This window comes from Brevundimonas sp. S1H14, from assembly GCF_047716865.1.
GTDB classification, from domain to species: domain Bacteria; phylum Pseudomonadota; class Alphaproteobacteria; order Caulobacterales; family Caulobacteraceae; genus Brevundimonas; species Brevundimonas naejangsanensis.
This window is the reverse complement of record NZ_CP136679.1, coordinates 880,546-905,305: the sequence shown is the minus strand read 5'-3', so window position 1 is coordinate 905,305 and position 24,760 is coordinate 880,546. Positions and strand designations below refer to the sequence as shown.

General features: G+C 66.6%; 22 protein-coding genes and 1 pseudogene. 14 read left to right on the top strand and 9 right to left on the bottom strand.

Translation table 11 applies throughout. The features are described 5' to 3' along the window. The first annotated feature begins 1 nt into the window (after nt 1). Complete coding sequence (locus tag RSD66_RS04390) at nt 2-781, top strand: Crp/Fnr family transcriptional regulator (RefSeq protein WP_415289563.1); 780 nt, start codon at nt 2-4, stop codon at nt 779-781. A 56-nt stretch (nt 782-837) separates the two neighbouring features. Beyond that, nucleotides 838-1,542, top strand: coding sequence for a Crp/Fnr family transcriptional regulator (locus RSD66_RS04385; protein WP_415289150.1), 705 nt, complete (start codon nt 838-840; stop codon nt 1,540-1,542). Here RSD66_RS04385 and RSD66_RS04380 read toward each other — a convergent pair. Next, nucleotides 1,466-1,933 (bottom strand): DUF2391 family protein, encoded by a 468-nt coding sequence (locus RSD66_RS04380; RefSeq protein ID WP_415289562.1) that lies wholly within the window; start codon nt 1,931-1,933, stop codon nt 1,466-1,468. The two genes, RSD66_RS04385 and RSD66_RS04380, sit on opposite strands and share 77 nt — an antisense overlap. 1,716 nt (nt 1,934-3,649) lie before the next feature. On the opposite strand from RSD66_RS04380, the gene RSD66_RS04375 reads away from it, so the two are divergent. Both RSD66_RS04375 and RSD66_RS04370 read left to right on the top strand, forming a co-directional pair. Continuing rightward, nucleotides 3,650-4,150 (top strand): hypothetical protein, encoded by a 501-nt coding sequence (locus RSD66_RS04375; protein ID WP_415289149.1) that lies wholly within the window; start codon nt 3,650-3,652, stop codon nt 4,148-4,150. Next, on the top strand, nt 4,150-4,608 hold the full coding sequence (locus RSD66_RS04370; RefSeq protein ID WP_415289148.1) for a hypothetical protein: 459 nt from the start codon (nt 4,150-4,152) through the stop codon (nt 4,606-4,608). Before RSD66_RS04375 ends, RSD66_RS04370 begins: the two co-directional genes overlap by 1 nt. On the opposite strand, the gene RSD66_RS04365 is transcribed toward RSD66_RS04370, so the two are convergent. After that, complete coding sequence (locus RSD66_RS04365) at nt 4,605-4,895, bottom strand: hypothetical protein (RefSeq protein ID WP_415289147.1); 291 nt, start codon at nt 4,893-4,895, stop codon at nt 4,605-4,607. The two genes, RSD66_RS04370 and RSD66_RS04365, sit on opposite strands and share 4 nt — an antisense overlap. Nucleotides 4,896-5,004: 109 nt before the next feature. Here RSD66_RS04365 and RSD66_RS04360 point away from each other — a divergent pair, with 109 nt between their 5' ends. Then, on the top strand, nt 5,005-5,250 hold the full coding sequence (locus tag RSD66_RS04360) for a hypothetical protein (protein ID WP_415289146.1): 246 nt from the start codon (nt 5,005-5,007) through the stop codon (nt 5,248-5,250). On the opposite strand, the gene RSD66_RS04355 is transcribed toward RSD66_RS04360, so the two are convergent. Together RSD66_RS04355 and dinB are read right to left on the bottom strand one after the other, a co-directional pair. Then, nucleotides 5,220-5,789: an alpha-ketoglutarate-dependent dioxygenase AlkB gene (locus RSD66_RS04355; RefSeq protein ID WP_415289561.1), complete on the bottom strand. Its 570-nt coding sequence runs from the start codon at nt 5,787-5,789 to the stop codon at nt 5,220-5,222. The two genes, RSD66_RS04360 and RSD66_RS04355, sit on opposite strands and share 31 nt — an antisense overlap. A 5-nt stretch (nt 5,790-5,794) precedes the next feature. Continuing rightward, the gene (gene dinB / locus RSD66_RS04350) at nt 5,795-6,883 is read right to left on the bottom strand and encodes a DNA polymerase IV (protein WP_415289145.1); all 1,089 of its coding nucleotides are present in this window, start codon (nt 6,881-6,883) and stop codon (nt 5,795-5,797) included. A 313-nt stretch (nt 6,884-7,196) separates the two neighbouring features. Here dinB and RSD66_RS04345 point away from each other — a divergent pair, with 313 nt between their 5' ends. Beyond that, nucleotides 7,197-7,757: a glutathione S-transferase gene (locus RSD66_RS04345; protein ID WP_415289144.1), complete on the top strand. Its 561-nt coding sequence runs from the start codon at nt 7,197-7,199 to the stop codon at nt 7,755-7,757. Between the two features lie 116 nt (nt 7,758-7,873). After that, nucleotides 7,874-9,934, top strand: coding sequence for an AsmA family protein (locus RSD66_RS04340; RefSeq protein WP_415289143.1), 2,061 nt, complete (start codon nt 7,874-7,876; stop codon nt 9,932-9,934). 603 nt (nt 9,935-10,537) lie between these two features. On the opposite strand, the gene RSD66_RS04335 is transcribed toward RSD66_RS04340, so the two are convergent. Then, nucleotides 10,538-12,073, bottom strand: a complete 1,536-nt coding sequence (locus RSD66_RS04335; protein ID WP_415289142.1) for an FAD-dependent oxidoreductase — start codon at nt 12,071-12,073, stop codon at nt 10,538-10,540. A 113-nt stretch (nt 12,074-12,186) separates the two neighbouring features. Between RSD66_RS04335 and RSD66_RS04330 the strand changes: the two genes are divergently transcribed. The 3 genes from RSD66_RS04330 (at nt 12,187) to RSD66_RS04320 (ending at nt 13,716) form a co-directional block, all read left to right on the top strand. After that, a complete protein-coding gene (locus RSD66_RS04330; protein WP_415289141.1) occupies nt 12,187-12,606 on the top strand; it encodes a MarR family winged helix-turn-helix transcriptional regulator in 420 nt (139 codons plus the stop codon). Nucleotides 12,607-12,952: 346 nt separating this feature from the next. Next, nucleotides 12,953-13,174, top strand: a complete 222-nt coding sequence (locus RSD66_RS04325) for a DUF2945 domain-containing protein (protein ID WP_415289140.1) — start codon at nt 12,953-12,955, stop codon at nt 13,172-13,174. Then, nucleotides 13,171-13,716 carry a DUF488 family protein gene (locus RSD66_RS04320; protein WP_415289139.1) on the top strand — a complete coding sequence of 182 codons (546 nt, stop codon included), beginning with the start codon at nt 13,171-13,173 and terminating at the stop codon, nt 13,714-13,716. The genes RSD66_RS04325 and RSD66_RS04320 overlap by 4 nt, the downstream gene beginning before the upstream one ends. A 176-nt stretch (nt 13,717-13,892) precedes the next feature. Here RSD66_RS04320 and RSD66_RS04315 read toward each other — a convergent pair whose 3' ends face one another. Further along, complete coding sequence (locus tag RSD66_RS04315) at nt 13,893-14,111, bottom strand: hypothetical protein (protein ID WP_415289138.1); 219 nt, start codon at nt 14,109-14,111, stop codon at nt 13,893-13,895. Between the two features lie 310 nt (nt 14,112-14,421). Here RSD66_RS04315 and RSD66_RS04310 point away from each other — a divergent pair, with 310 nt between their 5' ends. Beyond that, nucleotides 14,422-15,024 (top strand): GntR family transcriptional regulator, encoded by a 603-nt coding sequence (locus RSD66_RS04310; RefSeq protein ID WP_415289137.1) that lies wholly within the window; start codon nt 14,422-14,424, stop codon nt 15,022-15,024. Nucleotides 15,025-15,028: 4 nt separating this feature from the next. Here the strand turns inward: RSD66_RS04310 and RSD66_RS04305 are convergent, their stop codons facing one another. After that, a complete protein-coding gene (locus RSD66_RS04305) occupies nt 15,029-15,661 on the bottom strand; it encodes a GntR family transcriptional regulator (protein WP_415289136.1) in 633 nt (210 codons plus the stop codon). Nucleotides 15,662-15,904: 243 nt separating this feature from the next. On the opposite strand from RSD66_RS04305, the gene RSD66_RS04300 reads away from it, so the two are divergent. The 3 genes from RSD66_RS04300 (at nt 15,905) to RSD66_RS04290 (ending at nt 19,363) form a co-directional block, all read left to right on the top strand. Beyond that, on the top strand, nt 15,905-16,396 hold the full coding sequence (locus RSD66_RS04300) for a hypothetical protein (RefSeq protein WP_415289135.1): 492 nt from the start codon (nt 15,905-15,907) through the stop codon (nt 16,394-16,396). 628 nt (nt 16,397-17,024) lie between these two features. Then, complete coding sequence (locus RSD66_RS04295; protein WP_415289134.1) at nt 17,025-17,705, top strand: lasso peptide biosynthesis B2 protein; 681 nt, start codon at nt 17,025-17,027, stop codon at nt 17,703-17,705. Continuing rightward, nucleotides 17,705-19,363: an asparagine synthase-related protein gene (locus tag RSD66_RS04290; RefSeq protein ID WP_415289133.1), complete on the top strand. Its 1,659-nt coding sequence runs from the start codon at nt 17,705-17,707 to the stop codon at nt 19,361-19,363. The genes RSD66_RS04295 and RSD66_RS04290 overlap by 1 nt, the downstream gene beginning before the upstream one ends. Before the next feature lie 28 nt (nt 19,364-19,391). Here RSD66_RS04290 and RSD66_RS04285 read toward each other — a convergent pair. Together RSD66_RS04285 and RSD66_RS04280 are read right to left on the bottom strand one after the other, a co-directional pair. Next, nucleotides 19,392-19,697, bottom strand: a pseudogene (locus RSD66_RS04285) (alpha/beta hydrolase family protein); the annotation flags it as partial. A 2,091-nt stretch (nt 19,698-21,788) separates the two neighbouring features. Beyond that, nucleotides 21,789-24,743: a TonB-dependent receptor domain-containing protein gene (locus RSD66_RS04280; protein ID WP_415289132.1), complete on the bottom strand. Its 2,955-nt coding sequence runs from the start codon at nt 24,741-24,743 to the stop codon at nt 21,789-21,791. Nucleotides 24,744-24,760 lie beyond the last annotated feature (17 nt).

Sequence of the window (24,760 nt, the reverse complement as noted above, 5' to 3'; positions counted from 1 at the left end):
CGTGCTGTTGGTCAAGGGGATGAAGAATCAGTCTTATCAAGATGATGTAGACATAGCGGCGGCGTCGTTGGAACGGATGCTTTCCAGCTTCGCCGTGCTGTCGTCTTCTGACGTCGATCGCATTCGCGGCTGGTTCCGGGGTCCGGCGTTGGCCCACCTTCCCGGCAGCACCATCCCTCTTCATCCCGAACGCAAGGACGCCCGGGTCGTAGCGCGCGGCTGGGTGGCGCGGGGCGCCATGCTGGAGGACGGTCGTCGTCAGATCGTGGGACTGAGCCTGCCCGGCGACGTCATCCTGGCGACCGACTCGGTGGACGCCGACATGGCGGTCTGGGCATTGACCGACGCCTCGACCCTCGACGCGACCCTGCTGTGGAACGCCATTTCAGAAGGTGCGGACATCAGCCCGCGCCTTCTGGAGGCCTGGCGCCAGTTCCGTTCTGCGGAGCGCCTGAGGCTGGCGCGACATGTAATCCGGCTCGGCCGGCTCAGCGCCTATGAGCGCACCGCGCACCTCCTGCTGGAATTGTGCGAGAGGCAAAGCCGTCTGGGAGGGGTTGAACCGGGCGTCCTCCATCTTCCCCTCACCCAGGACATGCTCGCCGACATCCTGGGTCTCAGCGCGGTGCATATGAACCGCACTCTGCAGCAGCTTCGGCGCGCGGGCCTGGTCGACTACCGGACGGGTCGCGCCATCCTGCCCGACCTGCCGGGCCTGGCGCTGGCCGCCGGACTCAGCATAGCCGGCGCTCTCGCGGACGCGCGGAAGTTCAGCGACTAACCCATGTAAGTGGCGCCCCCCTGCATTCATGGCACGGCTTCTTCCCAGGAGGGCTCATGCCTGCAGACTCCGCCGCCACGCTGCCTCCGTCCGTCCCGCTTCACGGGCGTGCGCGCGCCCACATCGGAGATCACCCGGTCTATGCCGCCTTGTCGCCAGACGCGCAGCGGCGCCTGATCGCGCAAGGTACGGAAGTCGATATCGCGGGCGACGCGCGCCTGCCCCTGCACAGAGACCACCTCTGGTTCGTCATCTCCGGCGTGCTCGGCGCCTTCCCGCCCGACAGCGAGGTCTGCGTCGCGCCGATCGTATCCGGCGCCGTCTACGGGTGGGATCACGCCCTCGGCTTCAGCGGCAGCGGCGCCGAGGTCCGCCCCCTGCTGGACGTGCGGCTGTTCCGGGTTCCCGCCGTCGCGGCACGCGAAGCGCTCGGATATGACTGGCTGGCGCGTTTCGTCGCCCTGCAGGCGGTCCAGCGTCTGACCTTTCTGGAACAGGAAGCCGCCTGCAACGCCTCCCACCGGGTGTCGGAGCGGCTGGCGAAATGGCTGCTTCGCCTGCATCATGGCGGCAACGGCGCTCCGCTTCGCGTAAATCAGGCCCGACTGGCGGCCATGCTCGGCGTCCAACGCACCAGCATCAACGTGGCGGCGCGCAGCCTTCAGGCGACGGGCGGCGTGCGGTTCAGTCGCGGCAAGGCCTCCATTCTGGATGTGGCCAGGCTGACCGCTGGTTCATGTCGGTGCGGCGCGACGGATTAACGAGGATCGCAGCTGGCAATTGGCGAGCGGCGGCACTTTTAGCGTCAGGGCTCCGACCAGCCCAGCATGTGCAAGGCCGACTCTGGCTCGTCCGCCTGCGAGAAGACCAGGCTGGCCTTCTTCTCTCCCCGCCCGGGGACATAGTCGAGCGAGGCGCCGGAGCGTTCGCCGCCGGAAAGGCCAGGATCACGACATTGGTCATGATCGCCTGAAGGCCGTGCCCATCCGCTCCGCCGACCACCCACAGCATGGCGAGGCCGGCCAGCAGGCACAGCGCGTGGCCCGGCGGGGTGAAGTCGAAGAAGGCCCGGACCGGCGTCACCGCCTCTTCCTGTCGGGCGAAACTCGCCTCGAAGACGATCAGATGCAGCAGGATCACTGACAGGAGCATGACGCCCAGGGCGTCCAGGTCGCCCAGCGGCGTGGTCATACAGGCGATCAGCCGCATCTCTCATGTCGGCGCGAGGTTTACGGAGAAGGAGAGGGCGCCGGCCGGCATCAGGAACAGCTCGCGTTCACCCAGTCAAAGGAGCCGGACGATCGCTCGCGCGAAGAGCTCGGCATCGGCCTGCGCTCGTCAAGCAGTTGGTCGAGATGCACGACGGACCCGTAGAGATGACAAGCGGCGGCCCGGGTCAAGGCAGTTGCTTCACCCTTCGTTATCCGCTCGGCGCCTAACCTGCGATCATGCGCCCGTAGAATTTGCGGATCAATGATCCTCGCCATCCGTCGCGACAAGCGCCACGGCGAGCGAGCGATTCCGTCGAGGCGCCACCGAGATTTACGAGAGCACACCGCAACGCCTTGGGGATGGCCTGCCCGCTCAGCGCCGAGTCGCCTCTCCTAAACGCGCACGACGCACAAAGAAGCGAAGAGCCCCTCGCTGGGCGTTACGCGTCCAGCGAGGGGCTCAACGGTTCAAGAGAGGACAGCCGTCGAGGATGGCGGCTGTAAGAGGCCAACCGACGTGATCGCTGATGGTTCCCCAATGCTCAACCAACTTCGATCCCGCGAGAGCCGTCTCGTCAGGATCGCAAAATCTTTTGCCGTCCGGTCGGTTCGCTGTATCGCCAAGGAACTATCCCTAGCGCCGCTTTAAGAGAGGACTCCGTGAGCCCGAAGCGGCGGCGGGAGCACCGAGCTTCGCCGGATGTGTGAGAACGGCCAAGGTGGAGTCTCCTTCGCCGTAGGCCAAGAAGTGCGCAGCGCGTGGTTCCTGTTTGAAGGCAGTTTCAGTGAGAGGACCCGGTCGGCTGCTTTTTTCGACCGCGACCTGGGCATTAGCTGCGCACGCTCTTTTTACGGGTTTGAACATCGCGCCTGCGGATGGGGGAACTTCAGCGTCGCACGCGGCGCTTCTTCAATATGAACGACGTCACCGCCTTGATCCTCGCGTGTCTTCCGACCGAGCCTTATTGTGCGGCTCGCCCCATCGTCGACGCGTTCGCACCCAGGCGCAAAGGCTCGGTCATCTGGGCTAAAACATGAATTACTTCTTGCCGCTCATAGGCGTCTTCTGCATCGCCGTCGCACTCGCCGCCTTCATGTATGTGAAACGCACAGCGAAGCCGACTAACGCCCGCCCTGACGCAACCGAGGTTTCTCACCCTGTGACGCCCCCTGATGCGCCCCCCGGCGAGTGGGACGCGAATGCGGCGACGGAGGCGGTTCCACCAGCCTCATCCAGTCGTCGGACGGACGAGAGCCGTCCGCAAAGAGCGTGGTATGCCTGACAGGATATTCTGAATGGTCATGACCTGGGCCCGCATGTGCGCGGGGCTTAAGAACGCCGCGCATTTTCTGGAAACAGGTCGGCTAGTATTTCGGCCCTACGGCCTCGAAGATTCCGATTGAGGCGACTTCAGCCGATCGACGCCCAGCGTGATCTCCTGCTGCGCGCGTGGGTTGGCGTCGCTTACGGCATGTCGAGCGCGGCGGGTCGTCGAGGATCGAACGACGCTACACCGCGTTCAGCGCAGATAGTTCGGCGATTACGGTGAAAATGCGCTGTGCTGGGGCGACGACTCCGACCGGCCGGCGAAGCGTCTGACGTCCAAGCGCGGTGATTCCTAAGGTCGCCGTTTGCAGGGCGCGAGCCGAGAGGACGATGACTTTTTCTGAACAAAATCCAGCTTTGGTCTCAGGGCTGGTCTCGCGGCTGCTCAGTCCGAAGCGCCGGCTCGGTTTTGACGAAGGCGCAGCGGAGCCGCGGGGGGGCCATTCGACCTTCGTGCAGCAGCGGGAACACCCTCTCACCTCTCTGCTTTCTCTCATGGAGCAAAAGGAGAGAACCATGGTCGAGACGCCACGCGAACCGCCTGATCACCTCAACAACAAAGACGGCGATCTGACTGGGGTCAAGGCAGGAACGGCGTCCAAGGGCGATCCCGCGGAATTGCTTCGCGGCGTCGGCCAGGAGAACATCTCCGCCCGGCCGGCCCGGCCGAGACCGTCAGATCCGACTCCTGCCCTGCCGAAACTGGATGACGACGCCACGCAGATGAAGAAGATCGAGGACGCCGCAGGCACAGAGCCCTCGCCGCCTGGCGTCGCTGAGCCGGAAGGCGCGCGCGAGTTGCCCCGCCCGCCGCTTGCGGATCCGAACTGATGGCCGCGCGGCTCAAGCTCTTCGAATGGTCTGACGGGTTCCACACCTTCACAGTGGCGGCCAGCTCTCGACCAAAGGCCTTGGTCGCCTGGGGCAGCGGTCAGGACCTCTTCGCCACCGGGCTCGCCAAGGAAGTCCACGACAGCCCTGGCGCCGCGGCCGCCAAGGCTTCGCCCGGCAGGGTGGTGGAGCGAAGGCTTGACGTGAAGCTGCCGGCGGGCTCCCCGAATACGGGCGCGGCGGAAAAGGCCAAACAGCCCAGCGCCGCCGATCGGAAACGGGTGGAAGACGCCCAGCTCGCCCTGAATGACCTCGACACCATGCACGGGCAAGCCGCGCGGCGACTGGATGAGGAACTCCAAGCCCTCAGAGCGCGCCGCGACGAGGAACGGACGGCCTATGAAGCGCAGCGGGAGAAGCTTGAGGATCGCCTGGAGAAGGCGCTCGCCAAGTTCTAATCCTCAGCGTCGTCTTCTTCGTCCTCGGCCTCGAAATCCGCAAACACGAGCTGCATCTCGGCCCTCACTTCGTCCATGGTCTGCTGAACCCAGGCGTGAAGGGCGCGGACGGTTTTTTCGGCCGACACCGCGTCCGGCGAGAACAGACGCTCCATGACGTCGGTCAGGGTCTGGTTGCGGCCCATCAGAACGCCCGCCCGATAGATCGGGTCGTCGGAAGGATCAATGTCGTCGTCTTCATCCATGCGGCGCAGACTATCACCGGCCGCCCGGTTTGAAACGGGCATAGAGACGCCTCGCGCCGCTCGCCATGTCTTCAACTCTTTTGTGAAGCGGCCGTAGGAACGCGATCGGCGTCCGCCCCCCCTGATTATGAGCAATGAAAACGAGATCGCTATGACCAATATCCCGCCGGACGACCCGATCCGCGACTCTGACGAAACGCCCGACCTGAACGGCGATGACGTCGAAGCCGCCCGCAAGGCCCGCAGGCGCGGAGCTGACCAAGTCTCTCTGGCGAACAACAATCCGGCCGATCGCAGCCCCAAACGGTCAACCGGCGGCGACGGCGCAGCTGCGCTGGAGGGCCGGGCGACTTCGGCGCCGGCGTGTCAGGCCATGGTCCTGAAGGTGACGGAGTAGCGCAGCGCCGTCATCGGCGAGATCGAATGCTCCCATTCGCTCCGCGCCTCGTCGGAAAAGCGATAGACAGAGCCCGGCTCCAGCGCCGCTCCGGCGCGACGCCACGTCGACGCCGCCTTGCGACGAAGGCGCATGACGCAGGGCGCAAGGAAGGAGACGCCCAGGATCTCCCCATAAACGGAACGGTCGCGGTGCCAGCCGATCCCGGCGCCGGGCGCATATTCATTGACGAGGGCCTGCACGAACGCCCCCTCATCAAGATTAAGCGGGCCGGTCAGGCGATCCAGCAGCGCTCTAAGGAAATCCGGCCAGGGTTCGGTCGTCTCCAGTCGACGTCGCTCAAGATCGTAGCGGCGTCCGAAAGCGGCGATCCGTCTGAAGCCCTGATAGCCCATGTGCTCATAGGGCCTGAAGCTCAGCTTCTGCAGGTAAGCGACCACCGTCGCCTGCTCGGCCGCCGTGAGGACGTCCGGCCAATAGTCGAAGCCCGGTGGCGCGGTCGGCCGCGGGACGTAGCCGAACAGATCGGCCTGGAGCATGGCCGTCACAGCGCCAGTTCGTCGGGCTGCGCCCTTGACGGGGTTCCGGGCGAAGCCTTCTCCAGATTGGACAGGGTCACGCCGACAAGCCGCACGCCCCTGGTCGGCGGATAAAGGGATCGCACCAACAGGCGGGCGATCTCACGCAACCGCGCCTTCGAGGCGACCGGCTCTTTGAAGGACCGACTGCGGGTCGACTGTTGGAAGTTCGCCCATTTGACCTTCACCGTCACGGTCCGGCCCAGCGATCGGACATTTTCGCACCAAGCCCAGACATCGTCCGTCATCTCGTCCAGCCCGGCTTCGATCGCCGCCGGATCGACCAGGTCGCTGGCGAAGGTGGTCTCCGAGCCGCTCGACTTGCGCTCGCGATCCGGAATGACCGGGCGATGATCCTCTCCCCGGACCACGCCATGGTACCAGGCGCCGGACTTGCCGAAGTGATGCTGCAGGAAGGCCAGGGACTGGCGCTTGAGGTCCGCGCCCGTCTCGATGCCCAGGCGGTTCATCTTCTCAGCCGTCACCGGCCCGACGCCGTGGAAACGCTTGACCGGCAGGGCCTCCACGAAGGCTTCTCCCCGCCCCGGCGCGATGACGAACTGGCCGTCGGGCTTGCGCTGGTCCGAGGCCAGCTTGGCCAGGAACTTGTTGTAGGACACGCCGGCCGAAGCCGTCAGGCCGGTCTCCTCCAGGATGCGCGCCCGGATCTCTTCGGCCGTCGCAGAAGCCGTCGGCAGCCCCCGAACATTGGCGGTCACATCAAGATAGGCCTCATCAAGGGATAGAGGCTCTATCAGGTGCGTATAGTCGGCGAAGATGGCGTGGATCTGCGCCGAAACGGCTCGATAGACCTCAAAGCGCGGCGGCATGAAGATCAGTTCAGGGCAATTGCGCAGGGCCGCGCTCGACGGCATGGCCGAACGCACTCCGAAGCGGCGCGCCTCATAGCTGGCGGCGGCGACCACCCCGCGTGAGACGGCGTGGCCTACCGCGACGGGACGACCGCGCAGGGCAGGATCATCTCTCTGCTCCACCGAAGCGAAGAAGGCGTCCATGTCTACGTGGATGATCTTGCGAGGGGCAGCGACGTCCATGGGCAACGCCTAGCAAGACTCGAACAAAATGAGAACATTCTTCTGCTCGCACGACGCCCCCGCCTGAATACGTCGTATCGGAAGCGGAACGCGAAAGCTTCGGACCTGTTCTGCAAATTCGCTTGCCCCAACCCCGCTGGCGTTCGCGATCAGCCAAGCGCTGGAGAGCTCCATGACGGACTTCACCCTCTTTTATTGGCCGGTTCCCTTCCGGGGCCAATTCGTTCGCGCCATTCTCGCCCATGCCGGCAGGACCTGGTCGGAGACGAACGAAGCGGCGATCAGCGCGCTCATGCAGGAGCCGCCAGGGGAGATGCCCGTGCCTTTCATGGGGCCGCCCGTGCTGGTCGATCACGTTTCCGGAGCGGCGATCTCCCAGATGCCCGCGATCCTTCTGTATCTGGGAGAGACGCTTGAACTGCTGCCTTCCACGCCAGTGCTGCGCGCCTTGACGATGAAGGTGGTCAATGACGCCAACGACGTCATCGATGAGATCACTCTGGACGGCGGCCGACAGATGTGGACCGAGGCGCGCTGGTCGGGCTTCGCGCCCCGCCTGGAAAAATGGATGGCGTTGTGGGAGGACCTGGGCCGACGCCATGGCCTGACGGCGCATTCCGGTTTCTTGCTGGGTGGAGAAAGACCGGGCTTGGCCGACATCGTCACCGCGACCCTCTGGTCCGCCCTGACCGAGCGCTTCCGCCCGATCGAACTAATGCTTGAAGAAACCGCCCCCATGACCGCGGGCCTTGCACGGCGCCTTTCAAGGACGCCAGCCCTGGCCCGCTTGGCGGAACGGTCGCGCCGCGAATACGGCGACGCCTATTGCGGCGGCGACATCGAGCGATCCCTGCGTAGAGTTCTGAACGTCTGAGGCGCTCGAACGCGAGAGCCTCGCGAAAGCCGGTGAACGCCTGAACCCGCGCAGGCCGACCCGGGCGTGGCGCCCTTTGCCGGTTGAGGCGTTGATCAACCTCACCGGAGGCGATCTTGATCGACAGGCCTGGAGCGAAATCGGCGATCGACAGCTTGCGCCAGAGAGCGGAAGCGGCCCTGCGGCGCGCAGACGACAGCCGCGACGCCGTTTGCGCCTATGTGGTCGCTCGGGACCCCGTATGGCTCGCCGTTCGTCGTCCCGGCCGGCCGGAGGCCATCGCGGCGGCGATCACCTTCGCCCTCGTCGCCGCCTTTCTCCTGTTCCTCATTCTGTTCGACTGGAACTGGGTGCGCGGCCCTATCGGTCGCGTCGCCTCCGCCTCGACCGGCCGGGAGGTGGCTCTGAAAGGGGACCTGGATGTCAGGCTGTTCAGTTGGACGCCCTCGGCGACGGTGCGCGGTCTCAGCGTCGGCGGGCCCACATGGGCGTCCGGGCGCAATACCGCCGAGATCGAACGGCTCGACGTCTCGATACGATTGCGACGGCTGTTTCTGGGGCAGATCGAAGTGGCTTCGCTAACCCTCACCCGCCCGCGGGTCCACCTGGTCGTCGACAGCCAGGGCCGGCGCAGCTGGGACCTGGAGCCAGACCGACCCGATGACGGGCGGGGCGCCAGGCTGCCCGTCATACAGCGCCTGGTCATTCACGACGGGCGGCTGACGTTGAACGAGCAGCGACGCGGCATGACGCTCGACGCCGTAGTCACGGCGCGTGAGGCGCGCTCGCCCCAGGATGGAGAGAGCGGCTTCGTGCTCGATGGCAAGGGGACCATGAACGGCGAGCCCCTGACGCTTCGCGTGACGGGCGGTCCCTTCGTCAACATTCGCCGCGACCGACCCTACGCCTTTACGGCTGAATTGGCCGGAGCGGGCTCCAGGCTGAGCGCCGCTGGTGCCGTCACCCGGCCCTTCGACCTGGGTCGTTTCAACGCCAGGCTGGAGCTGCAGGGTCGTGATCTGGCCGACCTCTACCTTCTGACCGGGATTACGACCCCCAACACCCCGCCTTATCGGCTGAGAGGAAGCCTGACTCGCGACGGAGCCCGGTTCCGCTTCGCGGACTTCAGCGGGCAGGTCGGATCGTCGGACCTGTCGGGGACCCTGGAGGTGAACAGGGTCGAAGGGCGCCGCCGCGTCGATGCCGAGCTCGCGTCCCGCGCCCTGGACATCGATGATCTGGCGGCCGTGTTGGGCGCGCGCCCGCAGGTGACGACTGCGGGCACGGTCGCGACCTCGGGCCAGCCCGGCAAACTGCTGCCCGACGCGCCCTTGCAAACAGAACGTCTGCGCGTGATGGACGGAACCCTCGCCTATCGCGCCGCTTCGGTGAAAGCCAACGCCTTCGACATCCGGCAGGTGCGGCTCGGCGCGGATCTGAAGCACGGCGTTTTGAAGCTCGATCCGGTCTCCTTCGCTTTCAACCGCGGCGAACTGAACGGAACCGCGCGGATCGACGCCACGAAGGACACGCCTTACAGCGCCGTCGACTTCCGTCTCAGCGGCTATCCGCTGGAATCCCTCATCCCCGCCCGGGGCGGCGCGCCAACGGTGACGGGCCGCGCCCTGGGCCGGGCGAAGCTGGAAGGGCCCGGCGCGTCCATTCATGAGCTGGCGGCCCGTTCGAAAGGAAGCCTCAGCCTCGTCATTCCTCAAGGACGGATGCGTTCGGCCTTCGCCGAACTCCTGGGGATCAACGTCGGCGCCGGCCTGCGCAAGCTGCTTGCGGGCGATCAGTCCGCTTCGGCCATTCGCTGCGCCGTCGCCGATTTCAAGGTCTCAGACGGCGTCGCTACAGCCCGCACCCTGGTGATCGACACGGACGTGGTCCTGGCCCAGGGATCGGGAACCATCGACCTGGGGGCCGAGAGGCTGAATCTGAAGATCGACGGCGAAACCAAGAAGCCTCGGCTTCTGCGGGTCTGGGCGCCGATCACCATCACCGGCCCCCTCGCCTCTCCGGATCTGGGCGTGGACCTGTCGGCCGTCGCCGCACAGGGCGGCGTCGTCGGCGCCCTAGCCACGCTCGTCAGCCCCATCGCAGCGCTGCTCAGCTTTATCGATCCCGGCCTGGCGGAAGACGCGGACTGCGGCTCCCTGATCGCCAGCGCGCGATAGCCGTGAGGCCAATCCGCAGAGTCGGGCTGGGCGGGCTTCGGCCCGCCATCGTGGCGCCGAAACTCGTTTCCTGGGGCGCTTCGGGCGGCCCGGCGGCCCGGATCACTTCCTGCCGCAGTTTGCGGGACATGCCCTGAACCTTGGCCGCCTTCGTGGCTTCTCAAGCCCGGGGCGACACAGCGCGCGCCTGATCTTCCTGCCCATTGCCCGCGGAGAGGATCCTTCAAGCTCTGACGAGTGGGCGAAACGCAAGGAGCGGCGAAAGGAAGCGCGCTACAAACCTGGAGACCTGACCTTCAAATCGAACGAGGGATAAACGCGCTTGCCCCCCCGCGTCGCCATTCCGCCATCAGGCCGCGTGAGCAGACCTAGCATTCGACGGGGAGAGAGAAAGCGACGTTGTCGCAACTCTCGTTTCCTTTCGTCTCCGCTGAAAAATCCTCGCGCGATCGGGCTGTCGATGAGTGGAAAGCGGCTGCGGCCGGGCCGACCGAAGCGCGCTCGCTGCACCGCCACCTCGGATCTTATGCCCGGCAGCTCCCTTGGAACGTCGGGCAGCTTCGCCATGGCGCTGAAGATCCTCGGGTCGTCGAACGGGCCGGCTCACGCCTTCGGCGCAGACCCGCCGCGTCGTTTCTCTGGGGGCGAAGACGGCCCCACGACCTCGTCCAGGTAGGCTTTGACGCGATCGTCTGCATCAGCGTCGAACGCGGCTCCCACATAGCCGTCCGGACGAATAAGAAGACATTGCCCGTCCTGGAGGCCGAGCTGGTTCTCGGGATCGCGCAGCTCGGTCTCCGATCCGACGGTCGCGGTCCTTATTCCGGCTCTCGCCGGCGCAGCGCCGCTCTCGATAGGGGTGGAGCGAAGAAGCGTCCATTGCGGCCCCGCCATGACGTCGAACAGGCGGCGCTTCTGTCCTGCCGCCCCGATCAGCAGCGCATCGGGCATACGGGCGCCTGCCGGAACCAGCCCCGGACTCTTTCGGCCTTCGAGCGACAGGGAGGAAGAAAGATAGCCGATATCCAGTTGCTGCGTTTCTGGGCCGCGTTTCAGGCTGTCCTTCTGACCGTGGCCGTCGAGCAGCCGGCGCGAAAGGCCAAGAACCTGTGCGGCGATCGGCCGTCGCTCCTCCGCATAGGTGTCGAGCAGACGATCGGGCGCCCCCCTGAGGACGGCGGCGAGCTTCCATCCGAGGTTGTAGGCGTACTGTACGCTGGTGTTGAGCCCTTGTCCCCCGGTCGGCGGATGGATATGCGCCGCGTCGCCGCTGAGCAGAACCCGGCCGATACGATAATGATCAGCCAGCCGCGCGTTCATGGCGTAGGCGGACGCCCATGCGACGGCCTCAACCTCGATGTCGTCTTGTCCGGTTCGGTCGCGGACCATGTGCTGCAGGCCGTCCACCGACAGGTCCGATGGCTCGGCTGGACCGATCGGCGCCTGAATCTGGAACAGGTCCGTGCCGCGCAGGGGGCAGATCATGAGAAGGCGGTCCGGTCGGCCCGCATTGAACTGGCTCCAGACAGCCCGATCCAGACCGCGAAGGCTCACGTCGGCGACGATCGCGCGCACCCCGAGGGTCTGTCCGGGGAAGCCCACCTTGAGCGCCCGGCGCACAAAGCTTCGTCCTCCGTCCGCGCCGACAAGGTAAGAGGCGCGCACATGCTCGACGCCATGATCGGTTTGCAGACGCGCGGTCACGCCCGACGCGTCCTGTTTGAAATCGGTCAGTTCGCAGCCGAAATCGACCCTCTCTCCGAACTCCCCCAGCCGTTCACGCAGGATTCGCTCTGTAAGAAATTGGGGGACCATGACCGGGAGGAGATAAGGACGGTCGGCGGACGCCGGCCCGGCCTCCTCTACCGGCTGGTCCGTCCAGCGGCCATCCTGATCATAGGATCGGAGCGGCGGATAAGATCCTCCGGCGGCCACAACGCGGTCGAGCACGCCGAGATCCTCAAAGACCTCCAGCGTACGCGGTTGCAGACCTTTCCCCCGTGAGCCCGGGAACGGCCTGGGGTTTTTCTCGATAATTCGGAAACGCACGTCCCGGCGCGCCAAATCCAACGCCAGGACCAGCCCGCACGCGCCCGCGCCGCAGATCAATACGTCCAGATTCCGCCGCTCTTCCATCATCGCCTCCTATGTGTATTATGCACTCAAATAAAGGGACGAGGAGGGCGAGGGTGTCAAGCGAAAAGGTGCAAAATGCACACATCAGGTGGATGCTGCCCGCTCTGCATGGGACTTTGATCGAGATCGTGAGCGTGATGAACGCGCCGGAGCGTGACGCCGGTCTATTGGCGAAGGCCGGCCTTTCCCTGGAACGGGCTTTATTCCCCCCCCTCGTCCTCATCGCGCGCCTGGGCCCCATCGGCGTGGTCGAGCTGGCCAACCGACTCGGCCGGGACTATACGACGGTCAGCCGGCAGGTCGCCCGGCTTCAGGCGCTTGACCTGGTCGAACGGCGTCCGAGCCTCGCCGACAAGCGCGTTCATGAGGCGGTGGCGACCCCCCGAGGACAGGCGGCGTGCGACTCTCTCGATCGCGCCCGTGAAGAGATGGCTGTCGTTCTTTTCGCAGACTGGAGTCGAAAGGATTTCGATGACCTGGTTCGCCTGATGCGGCGACTGGCCAGCACGCTCGCCGCAGGACCGGATGACAGCTGAAACCGCAGATGGCGCCCCGCTCGCTTCAGGCCAAACGACCCGGCGCAGCCACGGCGGCGCTCGGAAGGCGGACGGCCTTCTCGCCGGAAACGCGCCCTCGTTGCACCCCGCGGCCGTCTTCTTCGCAAACAGACGTGCTCAACTGCGGCCGGCGCCAGCCGCCCCTATAGCGGGTCCGTTCGCGCCGGCGTCAGCGGCGGTTGACCGGGAATGCCGCACTCTTCTCGCGCGCGTGGAGCGCGTGGGTCGAAACGCGCCGTGCTCGCTCCCTCCCTCAACCGTCGCGTCGTTCGGCCTGTGGGAACGCAACCGGCGAAGCTCGATTGTCCTTCGGGGAGATCAAGGAATGATCAAGACATTCAAGGTAGGCGATCACGTCAGCTGGAACTCCGAGGCGGGCCGTGTTTCGGGTCGGATCAGAAGGATTCACACCCGTGATTTCGACTACAAGAGCCATACGCGCCGCGCCTCGACTGCCGAGCCTCAATACGAGATCGAAAGCGACAAGACGGACCACGTCGCCGCGCACAAAGGCAGCGCCCTGACCCATAGGCGGGACGACGGGTGACTCGGCCCCTCTATACGATCGGACACTCGAACCGGAGCTTCGCGGATTTCGTCCGCCTTTTACAGGAATCGCAAATCGCGCGGGTGGTGGACGTCCGCAAGATACCGATGTCCAGAGCCAATCCCCAGTTCAACCAGGCCGCTCTCCCTGGCGCGCTGGAGGCGTTTCAGATCGCCTATGAACAGAGCGAAGCGCTCGCCGGCAGACGCGGGCGAGTCCCCGGCCTTGCAGAAGATGTCAACGGCCTGTGGCGGAACAGGAGCTTTCACAACTACGCCGACTACGCCCTGTCGGAGACCTTCGCGGCGGGACTGGAACGCCTGATCGAGGCTGGCCGACGCGAGTACTGCGCCGTCATGTGCGCCGAGGCGGTCTGGTGGCGGTGCCATCGCAGGCTCATCGCAGACAACCTGCTGGCGCGCGGCGCGACCGTCCTTCACATTATGGGAAAGGGGCGCCTGGAGCCGGCTCGGCTCACGACCGGCGCCCGCGTCGGCAGGGATGGGACGGTCACCTATCCGGTTCCCGCTAGCGACCGATAGCGCAGCATGCCGTCCGGCCGCCAGATTGCGCCGACCGCGAGGGCGGCGCGCAGGAAAGCGACCGTTTCCGACCCATGGCCGCATGACCGGTCAGGATGTCTCATATTCCTCAAACCAGATTGCTCGAACACAATGGAAGGGTCGCCAACGTCGCAATTTCGCGGAGGCGAAGGTCGTCAGAAAGTCTCAAGAAACGCGAGCCGGGCTTGTCGGTCGCCTTCCCGACAGGGCCGCCTGCCTGCGGCGCCGACGGCGATCCTGCCGAACGCGTCGCCAACCGCAGATTCGATGGGCGGCGTCAGTTCTTCGTCCGGAACATCCATGCCGGCGACGCCGGCCGGGCGGGATCCCTGATCACTTCGGGGCTTACGGAACGCAGCCACGCGTTTCGTCATCGAGGCGGTCTTCGCCTGAAGGGGCGGTCTCGAGGGCTTTCTGAGCTGTCTCAGCCCCGCCGCTGCGTCGCTGGGTCACTGGAATACAGCGTTCGCGTCCTGCCTCTCAGGCCTTTCCTGCGACCACCGGCGCTGTGAGCCCGGCGCTTTCCAGGCGAGGAGCGACCCGCAAGAATCTGGCGGAATCTCCGCAAAACTGTTGCGGCCTAAATATAACCATGTTTTGTTAGAACATTTTACCCATGGCTCCAGTCATCTGTGTGCAATCCTCGCAATTCAGGGAGCCGATATCTTGCTTTCGGAGGACGATATGCAGACTTCGTCGACGAGAGATCCTTACGGATGCGCGCTCGGGGCGGTGAGGCGCCTGGCCGCACGAGGACGCTTCGGACCGGGCCAGGCCATCGTCGTGACCGAGCTGGCCGCCGAGGTCGGATACAGCGCCACGCCGGTGCGCGAAGCGCTCGCCTGCCTAGCCGGGCAGGGTCTTATCGACCGTCACAGGGGGCGCGGCTATTTCTACCCGGCCCTGAGTCCGGCCGAGGTGATCGACCTGTTCGAACTCCAGCTGGCTTATCTGCACGCCGCCCTGGCCCTCTACCCCAGAGGGCCGGCCCTGCTCCGCAAGGCTGCCGCTGACGTCGATCCCGAAGATGGTCCCCAGGCGCTGTTTGAGGCCATCATCGGCCAGTCCGCAAACGGCGCGCTCATTCTCGCGCACCAGAGGGTCGTCGATCGACTGAAAACGGTGCTCGCGGCCGAGCGTCTCCCCAACAGGGAGGAGCGCGCGACCGTCCAGCCCATGATCGACGCAATCGGCGCGGGTCGGATTTCCGATCTCCTTTCCCTGCTGGAGGCCTATCATGAAACCCGCTGCGCACGGACAGCCGTCCTGCATGCATCCAGGTCCTGACCGCCTAGTCCCCGGCGCAGGACGCTTCCCGGCTCAGAACCAGGGCGGCGAGCGCGCCGGCGGCGTTCGCCCGACGTTCATGGTAGCGCCGGACGATTTCGGCGAACTCCGAGCCCGCCGTCTCGGCATAGGCGGCGTAGAGCGTCCTCGCCTCGTCGGCGAGGTCCCGGAACAGCAGGGATTCGACTCCGCGGATGACCTTGAGTTGACCACTGACCTTCTCCCAGGCGTCCCAGAGCACGCGGTTGCCGGTGCTGCACACGAGCGTCAGAAAGAGACGATGCGCCGCGGCCTCCGGCGTCGCCGCCTCGAATCGGGGCGCAGGGGCCTTGACGGAGCCCAGCGAGCGAGTGTTGGTCTCGAGGGCGATCTGGACCAGATGGGCGTGCATGACGTAGCGATCGCGCGCCGCGGCGGCGTCCAGGCGCAGCGCCACATAGCCGCCGGACGCGGCCCGCTCCACCAGACCTTCCCCGCTCAGCCGGGCCAGCGCCTCCCGGACCGGCGTCGTCGACAGACGCAGGCGTTCCGCTTCGTCCTGGACGATGACGGGCGCCCCGGCTGGAAGCGCGCCGGAATGAATCCGCTCTCGCAAAGACGATAGCGCCTGAGTGAACGGGTCGCGGTTACGCGCCATGTCCAGAGTCCTGTGTCGCCGATGCCCGCGCGCCCCGACGATCCGGCGCGCCATCGTCGCCCAGTCAGGCGGTTTCGTCTGCGAAAACTTTCCTCGGGGTTTCCGCAGACGCCTCGCGGACCGCCCGCCGATGTCTTGCGGGTCGGTCTTTTCCCGCTCAGTGTTCTTTCAAAAGGTCGGGGACCCCTGCATTGATCCGGCGCGACGAACGCAGCGCCTGGGGTGGAGAGAGGGCGGACGCCTATGACTTCCGGTCGGGTGGACAATCTGAGCGAGGCAAGGCTGATCGGTCTGGCGGCCCGAGCGGTCCGGCGGGCGCGGGGCATGACCGCCCAACAGGCGGCGACCGCCATGAACCTGCCTTTGCGGACTTACGAATATTTCGAAGCGGGGTCCGGCCGCGTCAATCTGGACTATGTGCATCGCTTCGCCGCCGCGGCCGACTGCGATCCGTGGGCGCTGCTTCTGGGCCCCTCTCTCGGCGCCTCCGAGTTCGCCAGGCGGACGGCCGACAGCAAGCTGATGCTGATTTTTCTCATCGCCCTGGGCGAGTTCGTCGACAAGATGGGCGAGCGGCTTGTCACCCTGGATCCCCGCGCGCTCATCGAGGCCTTTACGGAGACCTTCCGAAAACTTGAGGAGGAGAACCGGGTCCGCGCCGAGGAGACCGCGTCCTGGCTCGACGCCGGGCGCGACCGATTGACGGGAAAGCCGCCGGAAGACGGCCCCGACTGAAATACACGACAGATATAGATTGCCCGTCGGGACGTTCGGGTCCGTGATGAGACGTCGCAATTTTGCGGCTTCGACAAAGGAGACTGACCATGACCGATCGTTCAAAGATTCGGCTGATCGCCTTCGGCCCGGCGTCGATCCTGACGCGCGGCGCTGAAAGGGGAACCATCCCCGAAAACGACTTCGGCGTTTATCAACCGCAGGCCTGACCGTCAGGGCGGACGCGACCCGTCGCGTCCGCCGCTGTTCTGAACTTCGATCTGGTCGCACCCACGGGCGCGTCGCCCTTTGCGCCCTGGGCCGCTGCCTGCAAACGCGCTTCGGCGCATCAATCAGGAGGTTAGAATGACCCGATTAAATCTTCGCTTGCTTTCATTCGGCGCCGCCGCCGTCCTTACCCGCGGCGCAGTTATGGGGTCTCTGCCAGAGAGCGACTTCGGCGTTTGGCCCCCGCTTCCCTGAGCATCGGGAGCGGTGATCGAACGCGGTCGCCGCTTCTGTTCTTTTCGTTCGAGAGGATCGACAGAGCCGTGCCCCCGATCTCCTTCGCCTCCTCCCCCGCTCCATGGCGACTTCCGCCGTTCCACGCGGGCCCAAAGACCTGCAGCGCCTCACATCGGCAACGGCCGTGACGGAAGCCGCGCCGGAAGATCCGGCCTCGGCGGCGACCTTGCGGTTCGAAACCCGCATGCTGAGGGAGGGGGTCCACTTCGCGGCGGTGGGAGCCGACCTCGTCATTCTGGACCTGCGCTCCGATACCTATAGCTGCCTGCCTCACGCTGCGTCCGCGCTTCGTATCCTGGGCTCGAGCGTCGAGGCCGACGTCGAACTGATGCGCTTTCTGGCGGACGCCGGTTTTATAGGCGGCGCGCCACGCCGTTCCGCGCGCCCGATTCCCGCCCTTCCGGTTCGAGGATTCAGATGCCGATCGGGCGTTTCGTCCGTCATGGCTTCGGCGCATATGCTTGTCGCTGTCGTCAAGGCGCGACGTCTTGGCCCAAACCCGCCCCTCCAGGCCCTGATCGATGCTCTGCCTCGCAAACCGGTCGCCCGCTTCGATAACGCGAAGGCGGCGGCGGTGACCGCCGCCTTCACCAGACTGATGCCCTGGGCGCCCGGCCAAGGGGCCTGCCTTCATCGGGCCTTCCTGCTCCTGTTCATGCTGCGATGCGCCGGCGCCGATGCAATCTGGACATTCGGCGTCCGGACGTGGCCTTTCAGCGCCCATTGTTGGCTGCAGGTGGGGGACGCCGTGCTGGATGACGATCCGGAGCGGGTGTCGCGGTACACGCCGATCATGGCGATCTGATGCGAGGTTTTCTGACCTTCAGCTGGTCTCCGGAGGACCCCGCCGCCGTTCGCGCGGCCGGCCGGCTGAAGTCGGCGGCGCTTGAGGACGGTTGGACCGAGATCGAAAGGCGGCCAGCGTGCTGGGTCGGCGTCCGCGGACCCAATCCGCCGAAGTCCTACGCCCCCCGAACGGGGACCCTGGTCATCGGCGACGTGTTTGCTCACCCGGATGCGGGCTCCGGCGGAGCGGATGGAGAGACCGACGAGGCTTTCGCCGGATGGTACAGTCGCAACCGCTGGGGTCGTTATGTCATCCTCTTTCGTGGATCGGACGGCGCGCTCATGCGCGTGTTCAGAGATCCTTCCGGAAGTCTCGCCGTCCATGGATGGCGGGCGCGCGGTCTCCAGATTCTCACCTCAGGCGTCGCCGACGCCGTGGTCGCCGCCGCGCCCCCGAAGGTCGCCTTCGACTGGGACCGCGTCCGAGCACTGGCGGAACGTCCGTTCGACCTCGCAGGGCCGTCTCCGCTCACCGGCATCATGACCGTGCCGCCCGGCCGCCTCGCGGACGTCGACGGCCGCTCCATGGCGCTCTGGTCGCCAGAGGCCGTCGCTGCGACGCCGACGCGACGCGCGGCGGACGCACGCCGGAACCTTCGCCGGATCCTCGATCACTGCGTCGGCGTCCTGTCCGGCCGGCGGGCGATCGGTATCGAGATTTCCGGCGGCCTGGACTCGGCGATCGTGGGTGGAGCGCTGAGCGCGCTCGGACGGCCCGTGGCCTTCGCCCTGAATACGCGAGGTCCACACGCCGAGACCGATGAGCGCCGGTACGCCCAGGAGGCGGCGGATCTTATGGGCGCGCCCCTCTCCTGCCGGGCGCGCGCCGCGGTCGCCTATTCCGCTGAATTGTTCGAAGCGACGGCGGGAGATCCATGGCCCAGCCAGAACGGTCGCGATCTTGAAAACGACCTCCTCGTCGCGGCGGCCTGCCTTGAAGCGGGCGTCGACGCCCTTTTGACAGGCAAGGGCGGCGACGCCCTGTTTTTTCAGATGCACACGCCGCTGGCCTTTGCGGACCTGTGGCGGCGCGGTCCGCTGCGGTCTCTCCTGTCCGGTCAGCTGCCCGGCGTCGCGCGATGGACCCGCACATCGACGTGGTCGCTAATCCGGACGGCGCGGGAAAGCCGGCGCGGCGCCGCCGACGATCTGCCGCCCGGCAAGCGCATGCAGATCGCCGCGATCACCGGCGGTCTCGCCTATTATTCGGCCTGCCGACGCTCCGAAGCGGTCGATATGATCCACCCGCTCATGGCCCAACCGCTCCTCGAATGGGCCCTGCGGACGCCCGTGCCGGATCTTGCGCCGAATGGGCGCGAGCGTGGCCTCGCGCGCGACGTCTTCGCAGACCGCCTGCCGGCTTCGATCGCGCGCCGGCAGGGCAAGGGCGACTACGCCGCCTATTTCAATCAGCAGGCGGCGCAGAACCTCCCCTTCCTCAGGGCCTATCTTCTCGATGGGCGGCTGGCGGAGGAGCGGGTCATCGATCGCGCCTTCATGGAAGCGCGGCTGGATGAAGATGTGCTTCGCTGGCAGGGAGGCGCGTCGGAAATCCTTGCGGCGGTCTCTCTGGAGGCCTGGATTCGCCGATGGGACGGGCGACGACGGGGGGCGTGAGCCGTGACGGAGGAATCCCGATCGTCCGCGCCAACCAGGCGTCGATGCGCGTCCAGAGATCGCGCACCGTTCCCGGGCTGTAGAACAGGTGCTGCTCGCCCCAGTAGGTGACGAGCTGAGCGTCCTTGTTCTGGCGCCAGAGCGCGGTGAAGACCGCCTCGGCCTCATTGATCCCGACAAAGTCGAACTCGCCGTGGATCAGAAGAACCGGCGCGACGATCCGATCCGCGTGGAAAAGCGGACTGTTGACGATGTAGGCTTCGGGGTTCTCCCACGGCGGCGCGCCGATGCCGCCCTGACCGGCCTCGCTCCAGCCGGCGTTTCGGCGCAGCATCATGTGACCGAACTCCGGGTTGTGCCGGAGGTAGCCGCCGAAGCCGCCCCACCCCGCCGCGAGATTGGCGGTCGCGGACATGACGACATAGGTGCGGATTCTCGGCGTCTCGGTGGCCAGGACAAGGCCCGCATACCCGCCGAAACTGTGGCCGACGTAGCCGACCCTCTGACCGTCGAGTTCCGGATACTGGGTCAGCGCGGCGTCCAAGGCCGCGATGACGCCGTCGGTCAGATGCGCCGCAGGACCGTCGGGTCCCGTGGGCGGCAAGGCCGGCGTCAGAACCGCATAGCCCAAGGCGGCGAGGAGCTGCACATTGGTCATCGTGTGGAACTCGGCCGGATTCTCGTCCGGATGCCCGTTCGCCCCGGGATAGGCGACAATGACCAGCGGCGTTCCCTGCACGAGACCGCCGGGCGGGCTGTAGAGCCAGCTCGGCGGGCGCCCGCCCGAAGTCCCCGGCGTCCTCACAGGCATTGGTTTGGCGAACTCGACTTTCGCATAGGCTGCGTTGACCCGAGCGAGGGGGATGGGCGTGGTCCCGGGCTGCAGGACCCGCAAGGTCTCCACGCCGTTCTCCACCACTCTGTCGATCGCAACCTCGGCTCCGGCCGCCTTCAGTGTGGAGGCGGCCTCGCGGGCGATCTCCCGCACCCGGCCGTCGGCGCACAACCGCTGCAGTCCGCCGTCGGAGGTTCGCCCAAGCGTCCATTCCCTCGCGGGAGGCGTATTGAGCCGCCGGCGGGGCGTGGCCCAGGGGGTCAGGGTCGTCACGCTGGACAGACGGTCCGTCGCGGCGACGCGGGACGCCTGTCCGTTCCGGTCGACCGACCAGAGCGCCCCGGCGGCGAAGGTGAGGAAGCGGTCCGCCGACACGGCCTCAAGGCCTCCTGGAGCGGAGGGAAGATCTCGGGTGAGGTTGATCGGGTCCGCACCCGCCCGATGCCAATCCAGACGACTCTCGTCGGCGCCGCGCCCCAGGAGGACGACGTCGTCGCCGAGCCAGGCCGCCCGAACGGTCAGGAAGCCGGAGTCCCGGGTCTGGCCGACATCGGGCTCCACGCCGCCGAGGTCGAGCGAGGCGACCTCGCCCCGCCCCGGCGCGATCGCGAGGAGTTGGCCGGCCGAGGCCCGCCCGGAGGGCGCCCTGTCCCAAACCAGCAGCCGGTCGTCAGCGGACCAGCCGAGCAGGCCGCTCGCGATGTTGCATTCCCCGCACGGGCGCCAGGCCTCGCCCCTCTCGAGATCCAGAACCGTGAGACGGCGGCCCTCAGCCTGATCGGAGGGGCGCAGCGGCCGGCCCGGATCGATAGCCTCGGGCGGGCCGCGGTCCACGACGGCCAGCCAGCGTCCGGTCTGCGAGAGCGCCATATCCAAGGTTTGACCTTCATGAACGAGCCGGCGCTCGCCGGACAGGAGGTCGACCCGCCAGGTGCGCAGCCGGGCGGCGGGCGCGACGGGATCGGCCAGGGCGCCCGCGCCCCAGACGGTCGCTGCGACACCGCCCTGCGCCGTCGCCTCCCGCCGTTCCCGGCTGTTCCGCGCCCCGACCGAGAGCGCCCCGATCTCATAGGGGAGATCCCCGTCGGCCCTCGCGGTCAGGAGCAGCTCGTCGTCGGTTCGCCAGAGCGTCGTTTCCCCCTTGACCGCCGGCTCAGCGCCGAAACCGAGCCAGCGGACGGATCCGGAGGCGAGCTCTACCACGCCGGTATCCCAGCGGTCGTTCTGGAGGCGATGCACGACGAGACGTCGTCCGCTGGGGGAGAAGTCCCCCATGACGACGCCGCGCCGATCCGTCTCCCCAAGGAGAGGTCTCGGAATAAGGCGGCCTTTACGATCAGCGACCCAGACCTCGCTTGTCGTCCAACGTCCGAAATAGCCGAGATCGAACCGGTCGGAGGCCGCGTGAGGTCCTTGTCGCTCGAACAGGATGCGCTGTTCGTCAGGCGATACTCGAACCGCCCCGAAGCTCTCGTTTTTCATCAGGAGATCGACCGTAAACGGGTCGGCGATCACCGGGGTCGCCACGGACGCCAGCGCAAGCGCAAGCATCCGCGGCAGAAGCCGCAGGCCTGTGACCATGACCGCGCCTCACCAGCGCTTGGTCAATTGCAGCGAGACGACGCGGCCGAGAATGGTCGCATTGGCCGGATCGAAGCCGAAACCCTGCGGGTTATCGTAGAAGGGCGGATCCTCGTCGAAGAGGTTCTGCGCGCTGAGGGCGATGTCGACGCCGTCGAGACCGAAGCGACCCGAGGGCGACCACCGGAGTTGGGCGTCGACCGTCGTCCAGGACGCGACCTTCATGTTCGTCAGGGTGCGGTAGTCGTCGACATAGTTCACGCCGATCCGCCCGCCCCAGTCCTCGAAGGACCACCGCACGGCCGCCTGGAGGCGGAGATCCGCAGGGTAGCCCACAAGATCGACCAGCTGCTCTCGCGGCGCCACCGGCGTGAGCTTGCGGCTATACTCCAGGACGTAGCTGCCGCCGGCGTCCAGGTCGAGCCGATGCCGACCCAGATCGAAACCGTAGCCGGCGGTGAAATCGACGCCTCGCGTGCGCAACTCACCGGTGTTCGCCCAACGACCGTCGAGGATGACCCTGAAGTTCGCCGCCGGATACTGACCCGGCTGGAGATAGGAGGGGCTCGCCAGATAGCTCTCCACGAGGGCCAGATCGGCAGGGTCGGATCCGGGGTTTACATAGGTGAGGAACGGCGTCAGCGAGGGATTGCTCAGAACCGTGGTGAGGTTGCTGGACGCCGGTCGGCCGATCCGATCATCGAACAGGATGTCGAAATAGTCGGCTCCGAACCTGAACCCTTCCGGTCTCCGGACCTCGAAGCCGACGGTCAGGCTCTCGGCCTTCTCCGGCTGCAGCTCGGTGTTGCCGCCGAGATGGATCAGCGTCAGCTGGCTGCCGGTCGGCGAGGCCAGGTTGGCGGCGCCGATCTGAACGCGCTCGTAGAGTTCGGTGAGCGCCGGCGCCCGGAAGGAGCCGCCCCAGCTGGCGCGTGTCGTCAGGCCGTCGAAAGGCTCCCAGATCAGACCGAGCTTCGGATTGGTCGTCGACCCGAAGTCGCTGTAGTCCTCCGTACGCGCGGCCACGCTCAGCTCCAGCCGGTGGACGCCCGGAAGCGTGAAGTCCCCGCCGACGAGCGGCGCGCGCACCTCGAAGAAGGCCGCCTGGATTTCACGTGTGCGGAAGGTTAGAGCGCTCTCGCTCGGCGTGACGCCGGAGCGGAAGGCCGCGCTTCTGTTGCGCAAGGTCTCACGACGATAATTGGCCCCCGCCGCGAGCTTCAAGGGTCCTCCCGGCAGCTCCGTCAGGACCCCGTCAACCACCCCATTGACCGTTTCGACCCGGTTGCGCGCCCAATCGCGGTCGAAGCCCTGGCTGATGAAATCCAGAACGGCGGCGTTATTGGCGGAACCCGATCCGAACAAGTTCAGATAGCCGTCCCGCGACGCGCTGAAGGAAGTCGCGGGGTTGTCGGCGAGGGAGCCGAGAGCTTCGTTCAGGAAGGTGGTGTTGATCTGGTTCTCCTGGGCGCCGTGGTTCATTTCCTCCGCCCAGGCGCCGTAGAGGTCGAGCGACCACGAGCCGCCCAGATCCACGTCCGCCCCAAGCGTCGCCGCAAGACTGCGCGATCGGCCGGAGCGCAGGGTCGGACCCAGCTCTCGACCGAAATCATAGGCGATGAGATGGGAGGTTGATCCGTTGGGGGAGACGAAATGCGGGTTGGCCGCCGTCACTGTATAGAGGCCGCCGGCCGACAGACTGGCGTACTCGTAGGAGCGGTCGCTCCACCGAACGTCTCCCGACAGCTCGATCCTGTCGCCCAGTTCCTGACGAAATCGGGCATAGGCGGTGTGGCGTTCCTGGCTGGGCAGGAGATCCATGCCATTGCGGCGATTGGAAAGATTGGCCTCCCCCGCCGCGAAGTCGGACGCGACGCGGGCGACGCCCTCCGCGCCGGGCCGGATGGCGAAATCCGAGACATAGGCTCCGAGACCTGCATCAAAGCGGGCGATGTTGCCCGGGGCGCCGTAGATTCCGCGATAGTCGAGCCCGCCCCAGGGCCGGAGGTCTCCAGTCGCCGTGTAGCGCCGATCGCCCGAGCCCAGAGCGCTGGAATACTGCCGCTCGTAACTGGCCAGGGCGGAGCCCGAGGCCCAGCTCGTCCCCATCAGATGCGACACGGTGAGGTCCTCGGCGCCGCCCTGCGCCGTCGCGGCCCGCACGCGGCTCTCCTGCCCGTCAAAGGAGCGGCGAAGGATCACGTTCACCACGCCGCCCACGGCGTCCGATCCATACAGGGCGGATGCGCCGTCGAGCAGGACATCCACCCGTTCCAGGGCCGCGCCGGGAATGGCGGAGAGGTCGGCGAATTCCCCGCGCGACCCGGTCCCCGCCACCCGCCGCCCGTTGACGAGGACGAGGGTGGCGTCCTCCCCCAGCCCTCTCAGATTGACGCCCGTCGACAGCGAACTGTTGCTTCCCTGGGTGTCGTTGAGGGTCAGGAGCGTCCCCGGCGTCGCCGATCCGGCATAGCTTTGCGGCAAGGCGGTCAGCACATCGGCGACGCTTCCGGCCCCTCGCGCATCCAGGTCCGCGCGTGAAATGACCGTGACGGGCGACGGCGACTCTCCAGGTCCGCGCAGGAGGGAGCCCGTCACGATGACGTCTTCGATCCGGGTCGCGTCCTCCATCGCCGTTCGCGGATCGGACGCGCGACGCAGGACGATCACCCCCGGCCGGCTCCATGACCAGACGATTCCTGTGCCGGCGAGCAGGCGGTCCAGGGCGGTCTCGACGGAATGCCGGCCGGCGACGCCCCGGCTCTCCAGCCCCGACACGAGGTCCGAGGTGTAAAGAATCTGCACGCCGGCCTGGTCGGCGTAAGCGACCAGGGCCCCATCGAGCGCGCCGCGGGCGATGTTGAAATCGCGCGTCGTCTGGGCCTGGGCGTCCGAGGCCACGATCACGGCCGCAATCGGCGAAAGCGCCGCGGCGGTCAGAAGGCTTTGAGCAAAGGCGGTCATGAATGGATTCCCCTCCG